Origin of the sequence: Pseudomonas sp. SGAir0191 (genome assembly GCF_002812565.2) — a bacterium.
In the GTDB taxonomy this organism is placed as follows: domain Bacteria; phylum Pseudomonadota; class Gammaproteobacteria; order Pseudomonadales; family Pseudomonadaceae; genus Aquipseudomonas; species Aquipseudomonas parafulva_B.
The window spans coordinates 3,297,285-3,310,941 of sequence record NZ_CP025035.2; the positions used below are offsets into that span (position 1 = coordinate 3,297,285).

The 13,657-nt window shown below is 66.6% G+C and carries 4 protein-coding genes (1 of these 4 running past the window's edge); 2 read left to right on the plus strand and 2 right to left on the minus strand.

Translation table 11 applies throughout. From position 1 onward, the window contains the following. A protein-coding gene (locus CWR53_RS14715; protein WP_100851938.1) for a non-ribosomal peptide synthetase crosses the window boundary here: on the minus strand, positions 1–9,425 show its 5' portion. The gene continues 226 nt to the left of window position 1, outside the view; the window shows 9,425 of its 9,651 coding nt (coding positions 1–9,425); it begins with the start codon at positions 9,423–9,425; its stop codon lies off the left edge, out of view. Between the two features lie 186 nt (positions 9,426–9,611). On the opposite strand from CWR53_RS14715, the gene CWR53_RS14720 reads away from it, so the two are divergent. Together CWR53_RS14720 and CWR53_RS14725 are read left to right on the plus strand one after the other, a co-directional pair. Then, positions 9,612–10,733, plus strand: a complete 1,122-nt coding sequence (locus CWR53_RS14720) for a cupin-like domain-containing protein (protein ID WP_100851939.1) — start codon at positions 9,612–9,614, stop codon at positions 10,731–10,733. A gap of 65 nt (positions 10,734–10,798) precedes the next feature. Next, a complete protein-coding gene (locus CWR53_RS14725) occupies positions 10,799–11,767 on the plus strand; it encodes a siderophore-interacting protein (RefSeq protein WP_100851940.1) in 969 nt (322 codons plus the stop codon). A 37-nt stretch (positions 11,768–11,804) separates the two neighbouring features. Here CWR53_RS14725 and CWR53_RS14730 read toward each other — a convergent pair whose 3' ends face one another. Continuing rightward, the gene (locus CWR53_RS14730; RefSeq protein WP_058606009.1) at positions 11,805–13,196 is read right to left on the minus strand and encodes an aspartate aminotransferase family protein; all 1,392 of its coding nucleotides are present in this window, start codon (positions 13,194–13,196) and stop codon (positions 11,805–11,807) included. Positions 13,197–13,657: the final 461 nt, after the last annotated feature.

A 13,657-nucleotide genomic window follows, 5' to 3' on the forward strand; every position in this document is an offset into this window, starting at 1 on the left:
ACCTTGTCGAGCTGGAGCAGGTCCTGCCAGATCGCTGCCAGTTGGCACTCGACCGGGCGTTGCGGGGCTTCGTAGCCCTGTTGTGGTGGCGCAGCCTGGGGCAGTGGCAAGGCCTTGCGGTCCAGCTTGCCGTTGGGGCTGAGCGGCCACTGCTCCAGCAGCAGCCATTGGCCGGGGACCATGTAGCCGGGCAGGTTGGCCTTGAGGTGAGCCTTGAGGCGCTCGCGCAGCAGCGCCTGGCGGGTGGGCTCCAGGTCAGCACCGTCGACCAGCACGTAGCCGACCAGTTGCGCGCCAGCGGCGCCAGGCTGCGCCAGCACGACCGCTTCCCGGACTTCGGCCACCTCCAGCAGGCGCGCCTCGATTTCTCCCAGCTCGATGCGCTGGCCACGGATCTTCACCTGGTGGTCCAGGCGGCCGAGGTACTCCAGTACGCCGTCGGCGCGGTAACGCACCCGATCACCCGTGCGGTACAAGCGCTCGCCATTACCCGAAGGGCTTGCCACGAAGCGCTCGGCGGTCAGCGCCGGGCGGCGGTGGTAGCCACGGGCCAGGCCTACGCCGCCCAGGTACAACTCACCGGCCACCCCTGGCACCACCGGTTGCAGGGCCGCGTCCAGCACGTAGGTGTGCAGGTTGGCGATGGGGCGCCCGATGGGCACGCTGTCGCTGCCCTCCTCCACGCAGGTCCAGTGGGTAACGTCGATGGCGGCTTCGGTCGGGCCGTACAGGTTGTACAGGCCGGCCTTGGGCAGGCGTGCGAACACCTGGGCCTGGGCATCGAGCGCCAGCGCCTCGCCACTGCACAGGATGCGTCGCAGGCTGTGGCACCCGTCCAGGTCCGGCGATTGCAGGAACACTTGCAGCATCGACGGCACGAAGTGCAGCGTGCTGATGCCGTGCTGCTCGATCAGCGCCACCAGCTGCGCCGGGTCGCGGTGCGCGCCGGGCTCGGCCACCACGAGTTGGGCGCCGGTCATCAACGGCCAGAAGAACTCCCACACCGACACGTCGAAGCTGAATGGTGTCTTTTGCAGCACCCGGTCAGCAGCGGTCAGCTCATAGGCCTGCTGCATCCAGTACAGGCGGTTGGCCAGGGCCACGTGGCGGTTGCCGGCGCCCTTGGGCTTGCCGGTGGAGCCGGAGGTGTAGATCACATAGGCCAGGTGCTCCGGCGCCAGGTCGACATGCGGGTTCGGTACGTCGGCCGGGTCTGCCTGCGGGGCCAGCAGTTCAAGTGTCGCCAGCCCTTCAGGCACCGGCAGGCGCAGGCCTGGCGCATGCAGCAGCAAGGCCATGCGGCTGTCCTCGATCATGTAGGCCAGGCGCTCCTCGGGGTAGTCCGGGTCCAGCGGCAGGTAGGCACCCCCGGCCTTGAGGATGGCCAGCAGGCCGATGACCAGCTCCAGCGAACGCTCGGCGGCGATACCTACCAGCACCTCCGGGCCGACGCCACGCTCGATCAACTGCAGGGCCAGGCCATTGGCGGCGTTGTTGAGTTGGCGATAAGTGAGATGACGTGCGCCGAATACCACGGCGGTGGCCTCAGGGCTGCGCTGGGCCTGCTGTTCTATCAGGCGGTGGACACAGTATTCGTCGGGGTACCGCTGCGCGGTCTGGTTCCAGGTGCGCGCAGTGTCCAGCTGCCCTGCGTCCATGAGGGGCAGCTCGGCCACTGGCGCCTCGGGGCTGGCAAGCATGCCACGCAGCAAGGTTTGCCAATGGCTGGCCATGCGCTCAAGGGTGCTGGTTTCGAACAGGTCGGTGGCGAAGGTCCAGGTCGCGCCCAGGCCGTCGGGTGTCTCGAAGGTGTCCAGGGCCAGGTCGAACTGGGCACTGTGGTGTTCGCCGCTCAGGGTCTGGACATCGAGCTGCGGCACCTTGAAGCCATCACCCAGCTGCTGGTCGAGCAGATTGCGGTGGGTGAACATCACCTGGAACAGCGGGTTGTGGCTCAGGCTGCGTGCAGGCTGCAGGGCTTCGACCAGTTGCTCGAACGGCAGGTCCTGATGCTGCTGGGCGCCCAAAGCGGCCTGGCGCACTTGTTCCAACAGCGCCTCTACGGTCAGTTGCCCATCGAAGCGCGCACGCAGGACCTGGGTATTGACGAAGAAGCCGATCAGCCGCTCGGTCTCCAGGCGGTGGCGGTTGGCGACGGGCACGCCGACACGGATGTCGTCCTGGCCGCTGTAACGCTGCAACAGCGCCTGGAACGAGGCCAGCAGCAGCATGAACAGCGTGACGTTGTGCTGTTGCGCCAGCTGTTGCAGGCCTGTGGTCAGCTGCGTGTCCAAGGTCAGCCCCAGGCGGGCACCGCGGTAGCTCTGCACCGCAGGACGCGGGTGATCGGTGGGCAGCTCCAGTACCACCGGCTCATCGCCCAGCTGCTCACGCCAGTACATCAGCTGACGCTCGCGTTCACCGGCTGCCAGCCAGTCGCGCTGCCAGTGGGCGTAATCCAGGTACTGGACGGGCAGCGGCGCAAGGTTGGGCTGCGCGCCGCTGGTCAGGCTGGCATAGCTCTGCATCCATTCATCGACCATCACCTGCATCGACCAGCCATCGGAAACGATGTGGTGCTGGACCAGGGTCAGCACATGGTCCTGTGCCCCCAGTTGCAGCACACCGATGCGCAGCAACGGCCCATTGATCAAGTCGAAGGGCTGGGCAGTCTGGGCGTGGAGGAAGCCCTGGATCGCTGCGCCCTCCTCTTCTTGGCCCGCAACGGAGTGCACCGGCACAGGCAAACGCCAGTGGGCGTGGATGACCGGACGAACCTGGGCCTGCTCCTGGATGAAGGTGGTACGCAGGCTTTCGTGACGCTGCACCAGCAGGTTGAAGCTGTCTTCCAGCGCTTGCAGGTCCAGCTCGCCACGCAAGCGCAGGGCCATGGGGATGTGATAGGCGCTGCTGTGCGGTTCCAGCTGCCAGAGGAACCACTGCCGCTCCTGGGCGAACGACAGCTGCAGTGGCTGGTTGCGGTCCACCGGGGCAATCGGCGCGACGCGGTGGCCTTGCAGGGCGCTCACGGCCTGGGTGAAGGCGTGCAGAGTGCTGTGTTCGAACAGCAGCGCCAGTGGCACCTCCAGGTCCAGTTCCTGGGCAACTCGCGAAATAACTTGGGTGGCGAGCAGCGAATGCCCGCCAAGGTCAAAGAAGTGATCGGCCATGCCTACCTGGTCCAGGTGCAATACCTGGCGCCAGATAGCGGCAACGGTGCATTCGAGCTCAGTGCTCGGTGCCTGGAAAGCCTGCCGGGCTTGATCCAGATCAGGTGCAGGCAAGGCCTTGCGGTCCAGCTTGCCGTTGGGGCTCAAGGGCATTGCCGGCAGCCACACCAGGTGCGAAGGCACCATGTAGGCCGGCAAGGTCTCGGCCAGCCGGGCCTTGAGCTGGGCTTGCCAGGCGGCAAGATCAGCAGGCGCGCACGCGTCGGCCACGTAGCCGACCAGGTGCTGGCCTTGGGCATCCTGGCGGGCCACGACCACGGTTTCACTCGCGCCGGCCACCTCCAGCAGGCGCGCCTCGATTTCACCCAACTCGATGCGCTGGCCACGGATCTTCACCTGGTGGTCCAGGCGGCCGAGGTACTCCAGCACGCCGTCGGCGCGGTAACGCACCAGATCACCCGTGCGGTACAAGCGCTCGCCATTACCCGAAGGGCTTGCCACGAAGCGCTCGGCGGTCAGCGCCGGGCGGCGGTGGTAGCCACGGGCCAGGCCTACGCCACCCAGGTACAACTCACCGGCTACCCCCGGCACCACCGGTTGCAGGGCCGCGTCCAGCACGTAGGTGTGCAGGTTGGCGATGGGGCGCCCGATGGGCACGCTGTCGCTGCCCTCCTCCACGCAGGTCCAGTGGGTGACGTCGATGGCGGCTTCGGTCGGGCCGTACAGGTTGTACAGGCCGGCCTTGGGCAGGCGTGCGAACACCTGGGCCTGGGCATCGAGCGCCAGCGCCTCGCCGCTGCACAGGATGCGTCGCAGGCTGTGGCACCCGTCCAGGTCCGGCGATTGCAGAAACACCTGCAGCATCGACGGCACGAAGTGCAGCGTGCTGATGCCGTGCTGCTCGATCAGCGCCACCAGCTGCGCCGGGTCGCGGTGCGCGCCGGGCTCGGCCACCACCAGTTGGGCGCCGGTCATCAACGGCCAGAAGAACTCCCACACCGACACGTCGAAGCTGAATGGGGTCTTTTGCAGCACCCGGTCAGCAGCGGTCAGCTCATAGGCCTGCTGCATCCAGTACAGGCGGTTGGCCAGGGCCACGTGGCGGTTGCCGGCGCCCTTGGGCTTGCCGGTGGAGCCGGAGGTGTAGATCACATAGGCCAGGTGCTCCGGCGCCAGGTCGACATGCGGGTTCGGTACGTCGGCCGGGTCTGCCTGCGGGGCCAGCAGTTCAAGTGTCGCCAGCCCTTCAGGCACCGGCAGGCGCAGGCCTGGCGCATGCAGCAGCAAGGCCATGCGGCTGTCCTCGATCATGTAGGCCAGGCGCTCCTCGGGGTAGTCCGGGTCCAGCGGCAGGTAGGCACCCCCGGCCTTGAGGATGGCCAGCAGGCCGATGACCAGCTCCAGCGAACGCTCGGCGGCGATACCTACCAGCACATCCGGGCCGACGCCACGCTCGATCAACTGCAGGGCCAGACCATTGGCGGCGTTGTTGAGTTGGCGATAAGTGAGTTGACGTGCGCCGAATACCACGGCGGTGGCCTCAGGGCTGCGCTGGGCCTGCTGCTCGATCAGGCGGTGGACACAGTATTCGTCGGGGTAACGCTGCGCGGTCTGGTTCCAGGTGCGCAGGCCGTGCTGTTCACTGGCAGCGAGCATCGGCAGCTCGCCTATGGCCTGTGCAGGGCAGGCCACCATGCTGCGCAGCAGGGTCTGCCAGTGAGCGGCCATACGCTCGATGGTGGCGGCTTCGAACAGGTCGGCGGCGTACACCAGGGCCACGGAGATGCCCTGCGGCGTTTCCAGGGTCTCAAGGGACAACTCGAACTGCGCGCCGCCGCCGTCAAGCTGCAGTTCGCGGGCCTGCAAACCCGGCAGGCTGGTGCCAGTGGCAGTGGCGCCGACCGTGCTCAGGTGGTTGTACATCACTTGGAACAGCGGGTTGTGATTCAGCGCGCGCTGGGGGTTGAGCACTTCCACCAGGCGGTCGAACGGCAGGTCCTGGTTGGCCTGGGCCGACAACGTCACCTCCTTGACCGTCTGCAGCCAATGGCCTGCCGACTGCTCAGGTTGCAGGCACAAGCGCATGACCAGGGTGTTGACGAAAAAGCCCACCACCGCCTCCAGCTCCTGGCTGTTGCGGTTGTTCACCGGCACCCCGATGCGCAAGTCCGGCTGGCCGCTGTAGCGTTGCAACAGCAAGGCGAAGCTACCCAGGAACAGCTGGAACAAGGTGACGCCCTGGGCCTGGGCCAGCTCGCGTACCTGACGCTCCAGGTCCTGCGGCAGGTGCAGGTCAAGGCGCCCGCCACGGTCGCTGAGCTGCGCCGTGCGCGGGTGATCGGTCGGCAGCGACAGCACCACCGGTTCACCCCCAAGGTGTTCGACCCAATAAGCCTGCTGGCGCTGCATCTCGCCTTGGGCCAGCCACTGGCGCTGCCAGTGGGCGTAGTCGGCGTATTGCACCGCCAGCGGTTGCAAGGCGCATGTATGGCCGGCATTGAAGGCGCTGTAGAGCTCGACGAACTCGTGCACCAACAGGCTCATGGACCAGCCGTCGGAGGTGATATGGTGCAGCGTCAGCACCAGCACCCATTCATCCATTGCGCGCTCGATCACCTTGACCCGCATCAGGGGCCCCTGGTGCAGGTCGAACAGGCGCGTGATTTCGGCGCGCACCGCAAGCTCCAGCTGGGGTTGGCTGGCATCGGGCAAGGCCGTCCATTGCAGGTCCACCGCCCCGGCCGGCTGCACCTGCTGATACAGCTGGCCATCCTCCTGGAGGAACGTGGTGCGCAAGGCTTCGTGCCGTGCCAGCAAGGTGTCCATCGCCCGCTGCAAGGCCTGGCGATCAAGCTGGCCCTGCAGCCGCACGGCCAGCGGGGTGTGGTAGGCGGTGCTCTGGGGCTGCAGGGTCCAGTACAGCCATTGACGCTGCTGGGCGAATGACGCCGGCAGGCGCTCGCTGCGCGGCAGTGCCGCAATGGCCGTCTGTTCGCGGTAGCGCTCGCAGTGCTCCAGCGCCTGGGCCAGTTCACCCAGGTTGGCCGTGTCGAACATGGCCCGCAGCGGCAGGTCGAGCCCCAGTTGGCGGCGCACCCGCGAGACGATCTGCACGGCCAGCAACGAGTGCCCCCCCAGGCTGAAGAAGTTGTCACCAAGCCCTACTGCCGGCACCTTGAGCACCTGTTCCCAGATGCCCGCCAGGGCGTGTTGTCGCTCGGTCACAGGCGGCACGTGGGCAGCGGCGGCACGCGCCTGGGTCGGCTGAGGCAGCGCGCGGGTGTCGAGCTTGCCGTTGGCGGTCAGGGGCATGACGGCCAGGGCCTGGTAGGTGCTGGGCAGCATGTAATCAGGCAGACGCGCTTGCAGCCAGGCCTCCAGTTGCGCCTGCGCGTCAGTGTCCGCATAGACCACATAGGCCACCAGTTGCGCATGGGCCGCTTCGCCCACCAGCAGCACGGCCGCGTCGCGCACCTGGGGCGCCGCACGCAGGGCCAGCAGCACTTCATCCAAGTCGATGCGGTAGCCGCGCAGCTTGACCTGGCGGTCGACACGGCCAAGGAACGCCAGCTCGCCCGAGGGCAGACGACGCACCCGGTCGCCTGTGCGATACAGGCGCGCACCCGGTGCGCCGAAGGGATCGGGCACGAAGCGTTCGGCGGTCATGCCCGGGCGGTTCTGGTATCCACGGGCAAGGCCGGCGCCACCGATGTACAACTCGCCGTGGCTGCCCGGCGCCTGGCGTTGCAGGCCGGCATCGAGCACCTGGGTGCTGGTGTTGGGCAATGGCCGGCCCAGCACGATGGGGCTGTCTGCCGCGCTGAGGTTCTGGGTCAGCACGCCGACGGTGGTTTCGGTCGGGCCGTAGTGGTTGATGATGTCGCAGCGGCCCAGTGCGCGCAGGCGTTCGATCAGTGCAGGCGAACAGGCCTCGCCACCAAGCACCAGGCAGCGGGCAGGCAGCACCTGTTGCGGTTGGTCAGCGCCCAGCAGCGCCTCCAGGTGCGACGGCACGATTTTCAGCACGTCGATGCCATGGCCCTGCATGTAGGCGCCGAAGCGCTGCGGGTCGAGGGCCACGTCCTGCTCGATGATGTGCAGCGAGCGCCCGGAGCACAGTGCGCCGAACAGCACGGTATGCCCCAGGTCCGCCGCCAGGGTGGAGACCACCGCCATGCTGCTGGCGTCCTGCAGCGGCAGGGTCTGGAAAATACCTTGCAGGTAGTTGCCCAGGGCGGCGTGGCTGACGGCCACACCCTTGGCGGTGCCGGTGGAACCGGAGGTGTAGATGACGTAGGCCAGTTCGGCCGCGTCGATTGGCCGCTGTGGGCCCCGCGCACTGACTTCAGGGCGAGCGGGGTCGAGCAACAGGGTCGTCACCCCGGCGAGCTGCGGCAGGCTGGCTTGCAGCGCCTGCTGGGTCAGCAGCACGCCGACCCGGCTGTCCTCGATCATGTAGGCCAGCCGCTGGGCCGGGAATGCCGGGTCCAGCGGTACATAGGCCGCCCCGGCCTTCCACACGGCCAGCAGGCCGATCACCATTTCCAACGAGCGCCCGGCGGCCAGGCCGACGCACACCTGAGCACCGACGCCCAGCTCGACCAGTTGCAGGGCCAGCGCGTTGGCGCGGGCATCCAACTCTGCGTAGCTCAGGCGTTGCCCAGCGAACGTCAGCGCCAGGGCATCGGGAACGCGCTGTACCTGGGCCTCGAACATCTCCAATGCCGACGGCGCTGCCGGTGCCTGCGGGCCCGTGGCCTGCTGGTGCAAAAGCGCCGTCTGATGGGCATCGAGCAAAGGCAGTTGGTCCAGTGGCTGGTCGGCATCCTCGCTCATCGCTTGCAGCAGCTGCAGCCAGTGCCCGGCCATACGCGCGATGGTGGCCGGCTCGAACAGCTCGCTGGCGTAGGTCAGCGAGGCATGCAGGTGGCCACCGCGCTCGAAGGTGGTGAGGGTCAGGTCGAAGGGCGTGGGGCGGCTGCTCGCCTCCAGAGGGCGCAGCTCCAACCCCTCGCCCACCGTCATCACCTCGATATCGGCAACGTTCGGCAAGTGGTTGTACATCACCTGGAACAGCGGGTTATGGCTCAGGCTGCGGTCAAGGTCCAGGGCCTCGACCAACTGTTCGAAGGGCAGGTCCTGGTGCGCCTGGGCACCGGCGGCGGTCTGTTTCACGGCGCCCAGCAGGCTGGCGACCGACTGCTGCCCTTGCAGGCAGGTGCGCAGCACCTGGGTGTTGACGAACAGACCGATCAAGCCTTCGACCTCGGCCCGATTGCGGTTGGCCACGGGCACGCCGATGCGCAGATCGGTCTGGCCGGTGTGGCGGTACAACAGCACATTGAATGCTGCCAGCAACACCATGAACAAGGTCACGTTGTGCTGGCGCGCCAGGGCCCGCAGTTGTTCCGCCAGGGCGGGATCGATGACCAGCTCGTGACGCTGGCCGCGCTGGCTGGCCACCGCCGGGCGTGGAAAATCGGTGGCAAGCTCCAGCAACGGCTGCTCATCGCCCAACTGCTCGCGCCAGTAGTCCAACTGCCGCGCCTGCTCACCGGCCTCCAGCCACTTGCGTTGCCACAGGGCGTAGTCCATGTACTGGACAGGCAAGGCCGGCAGCGCGGGTTCAACGCCTGCGGCAAAGGCCTGGTAGGCCTGGACGAACTCGTCGATGAGCACGTTCATCGACCAGCCATCGGACACGATGTGGTGCAGGGTCAACAGCAGCACATGCTCCTGCGCCGCAAGCGTCAGCAAGCTCACGCGCATCAAGGGGCCCACGGCCAGATCGAAGGGTTGCAGCGCCTCTTGTTCGGCCAGCTCGCGCACACGGCGCGCCTGGGCATCGGCGTCCAGCTCAATCAGGCTGTGCTTGGCAACGTGCACCGGGTGTTTGGCAGCCACCTGCCGAATCTGGCCGTCTTCGCCTTGGGCAAACACCGTGCGCAGGCTCTGGTGGCGCTCTACCAGGCAAGCAAAGGCCTGCTCCAGCGCCGCCACGTTCAAAGGCCCGCTCAAGCGCACGGCGCTGGGCAGGTTGTAGGCACCGCTGCGCGGGTCCAGCTGCCAGAGGAACCACATGCGCTGCTGGGCATACGACAGTGCATCGCGGTCCGGGACCTGCACGTCGGCGGCGATGGGGAATTGGGAAAAGTCGATGCCTTCGGCGCGCAGGCCATCCAGAAACAGATGACGCTTGTCCACTGGCAGCTCTATGAAACGGCGGGCAAGCTTGAGGGACTTATCGGCATTCATCTGCGACCTTCCATACAGTTGGGTATCGAGCGTTGGCTCGGCTATCCCTACGGGACGTAGGAAGACGCGAGAAAATTAGCCGCACAGCTTAGGCGCTGGCGCCAGGCATGCCGGTGAGGCGCCGGTTAAATCGGTGCTCGTATCGCTCGTTAACCCTGCACAACGACAGATCGACAGGGGTTGACCGTGGACCTTCAGAGCATTCTCAGCAGGCTGTTCGCCAATGCCCATGGCGTGGGCATCGAGGGCGTCTACCAGTTCGTCTTCGCCCATGACCGGGCCTTCTGGGCGGAGGTACGCGAGCAGAGCCGCACCGGTGTTGGCCGCCACGCCGCGCCGGACGTCACCATCGAGGTGGCCGAACGCGACTTTCTCGGGATCATGGGCGGCACGGCCAATGTCGAGGAACTGTTCGCCAGTGCGCGGCTGAAGATCACCGGCAACATGGGCCTGGCCACGCTGCTGCCGCAGATCATCAACAGCGCGCGGCAAGGCACTTCGGCCAGCAAGGTGGCCATGAATCAACGCTACCCTACGCCCGCACGCATCAGCGAACGTGTATCGGCAGCGCAGCCTGTGCTGCGTGAGGTACCCCGCCTGCCGCGGGCGCAGCTGTCAGCCGAGCGTTTTGCCCGGGAGTACCTGCCGCTGGGCATGCCGGTGGTGATGAGCGATGCCCTGCACGACTGGCCGCTGTTCAGCATGGGGCGCGAGGCGTCCATCGCGCACTTTGCCGAGCTGCAAGGCATCACCCGCCACGGCGACTACGTGAAGAAAACCTTCTCCACCGACCGCGACTTTCGCTCCACCTCCATGGCCGACTTCATTGCCTCGCTGGACACACCGGCCAAACCGGGTGAAACCCCAGCCTACATGGGCAACAACATCGTCCCGGAAAAGCTCCTGGCGCTGATCCGCTTCCCCGACTACTTCGAGCGTTCGCGCTACATCGCGCCGCGCATCTGGATTGGGCCCAAGGGCACGCTCACACCCTTGCACCGGGATGACACCGACAACCTGTTCGCCCAGGTCTGGGGGCAGAAGTCGTTCATCCTTGCCGCCCCGCATCACCGTCCGGCGCTGGGCACCTGGTCGACCAGCCCCAAGGGTGGCCTGGACGGCTGCGACTTCAACCCCGATGCCGCCGACTACCAGCGGTTCCCGGCCGCCCGCGATGTGCCGTTCCTGCGTGTGGTGCTGCAAGCCGGCGACCTGCTGTTCTTGCCCGAGGGTTGGTTCCACCAGGTGGAATCGGTGTCCACTTCGCTGTCGGTCAATTTCTGGGTGAACTCCGGTCGCGGTTGGTGAGGCGCGGTTAATTTGCCTGGGCGTCGGCTCGTTTCTCAGCAAAGACGTCTGCACGAGAACGCCCCATGCCCAGCCCAGCCCGCATGACCCAAACCCTCCAGCAAGGCCTGCGCCGTCTGATTGGCGGCGCCACGCGCCAGGCCCAGCCCTACCGCCTGTTCGACCTGGTGCTCAGCCGCCGCCTGACCCTTACCCCCTCGCTCACCCGGCTGGTGTTCACCGGCCCTGACGTGGCGCAGATGACCACCCTGGCACCGGACCAGCGAGTGAAGCTGTTCTTCCCGGCGCCCGATGGCTCCCTTGCGCAACTGCCTGCCGACCAGCACTGGAAGGTCGCCCACAGCGCGCTCGCTGCCGAACAGCGCCCACCGATGCGTACCTACACCTTGCGCGCGCTGCGCCCAGAGGCATTGGAGGTGGACGTGGATTTCGTCCTGCACGGTGTCAACGGCCCTGCCTCGGCCTGGGCTACCCAGGCGCGGCCGGGGGATCGCCTGCAGATGCTGGCACCGAACCTGGCCCATGCGGGAGACCCTGGTGGGTACGAGTGGAAGCCGCCGCAAGGGGTACGCGACGTGTTGCTGGTCGGGGATGAAACGGCGCTGCCAGCGATTGCCGGCATCCTCGAAGCCCTGGCCGTGACGCAACCGGACCTGGCGGTGCAGGCGTTCATCGAAGTGCCCTTGCAGGCCGACTGCCTGGATGTGCGTCACGGCAGCGGCGTTGAGCTGCACTGGCTGCCACGGGATCTTTTGAACTGCGAACAGGGCCAGGCCATGCTGCATGCCGTGCGTGAACTGGCCCGACTGCCCCAGGGGCACGCAGTGCCCAAGGCCAGGCTGGAGGATATCGATATTGACACGCGCATTCTGTGGGAACAGGCCAGTACCGCCTGCAGCGTGTTCCACGCCTGGGTGGCGGGCGAGTCGGCCACGGTCATGGCCATCCGTCGCCATTTGATCAAGGAGCGCGGGTTGCCACGTCAATGGCTGACCCTGATGGGCTACTGGCGCGCAGGCAGATCCCTGGACTGAAGGGGCAAAGCCGGGGGCACGCGGCCCCCGCCTGGACTCAGACCGCTGCGGCAACCGCAGCGGCGAAGCGCTGAGCGACCTCGTCGACCTGCTCGTCGCTGATGATCAAGGGTGGCAGGAAACGCACCACTGCCCCGTGGCGGCCACCGAGTTCCAGGATCAGGCCTCGCTTGAGGCACTCGCGCTGTACGCGCGGGGCCAGTTCGCGGTTGGCCGGCGGGTGCCCCTGGGCGTCTGCCATGCCTTGCGGATCGACCAATTCCACGCCCAGCATCAACCCCCGACCACGGATATCCCCCAACTGCGGATAATCTGCCTGCAGGCGCTGCAAATGCCCGCGCAGGCGCTGACCCATGGCCTCGGCATGGTCGGCCAGGCGGTGCTCGACCAGGTATTCGAGCACGGCAGACCCTGCGGCCATGGCCATCTGGTTGCCGCGGAAGGTGCCGGCATGGGCGCCTGGCTTCCAGGTGTCGAGCCAGTCGCGGTAGACCACCACGGCCAGGGGCAGGCTGCCACCGATGGCCTTGGACAGGGTGACGACGTCTGGCACGATACCGGCGTGTTCGAAGGCGAACATGCGTCCGGTACGGGCGAAACCGCTCTGGATTTCATCGACGATCAGCGCAACACCCGCCTGCTCGGTGATGCGCCGTACGCCCTTGAGCCACTCGATGTCGGCGGGTATCACGCCGCCTTCGCCTTGCACCACTTCCAGAATCACCGCGGCTGGCAGCGGCACCCCGCTTTCGGGGTCGAGCAGCAGGTTTTCCAGGTAGTGCAGGTTGGCCTTCACCCCCGCTTCGCCGCCCAGGCCGAACGGGCAGCGGTAGTCGTAGGGGTATGGCATGAACTGCACGCCGCTGCCCAACAATGCGCCCAGGGGCTGCTTGGGACCCAGGCTACCCATCAGGCTCAGTGCCCCTTGGCTCATGCCGTGGTAGGCGCCCTGGAAGGTCAGGACCGTGCTGCGGCCGGTGGCGCTGCGCACCAGCTTGAGCGCGGCCTCCACCGCATCGGTACCGGTGGGGCCACAGAACTGCACCTTGGCTTCACGGCGCAGTGCTTCGGGCAGCACGGCGAACAGGTCCTGGACGAAGCGGTCCTTGACTGGGGTGGTCAGGTCCAGGGTGTGCAGGGGGAGTTCATCGGCCAGCACGCGCTGGATGGCTTCGACTACCACGGGGTGGTTGTGGCCCAGCGCCAGCGTACCGGCACCGGCCAGGCAATCGATGAACTGGCGGCCTTCGACGTCCTCGACATAAATGCCACGGGCGCGCTTGAGGGCCAGCGGGATACGGCGGGGGTAGCTGCGGGCATTGGATTCCTGTTGCTGCTGGCGGTGCAGCAGCGGCGAATCGGTGAATTCGTACAGGGGGTGCGGGGTGGTGGCCGGTGGGACCTGAGCAAGGCTGGTAGCGGTGGACATGGTGGATCCTCGCAAGCAAGCGAATGGGCGGTAGTCGGTTGAGAGACGCTTGGCCGGGGGCAGGATTTAGGGGGGCTTTGCTCTTGCTCTTGCTCTTGCTCTTGCTCTTGCTCTTGCTCTTGCTCTTGCTCTTGCTCTTGATCTGGCTTTGGCTTTGGCTTTTGATCTTCGCGACTTCAGAAGGCCGAACGCAGGTCTTGCGGAGGGAGGTGACAGGCATGGATGCCTGTCAAGCGCTGGGCCCCAGGATGGGGCCTGCAGCGCGGTCCTCCCGGGAGCAAGACCGGAGTGAGGGAACCCCGAAGCGCAGCGTAGGGGCCGTATGAATGGAGCGCAGCGTTTTTTGGTTACTTTTTGTCGCGTTTGACAAAAAGTGACTCGCCGTAATGGCGAAAAGGTGATTAAGCGTCGCCATCGCAAATGGACTATGCTCTCTTTCAACACCCACACCAACGCAATCA

Bases quoted from the DNA above. Each gene is read 5' to 3' on its own strand.
- CWR53_RS14725 (WP_100851940.1), top strand. From the start codon at position 10,799: ATGCCCAGCCCAGCCCGCATGACCCAAACCCTCCAGCAAGGCCTGCGC.
- CWR53_RS14730 (WP_058606009.1), bottom strand. From the start codon at position 13,196: ATGTCCACCGCTACCAGCCTTGCTCAGGTCCCACCGGCCACCACCCCG.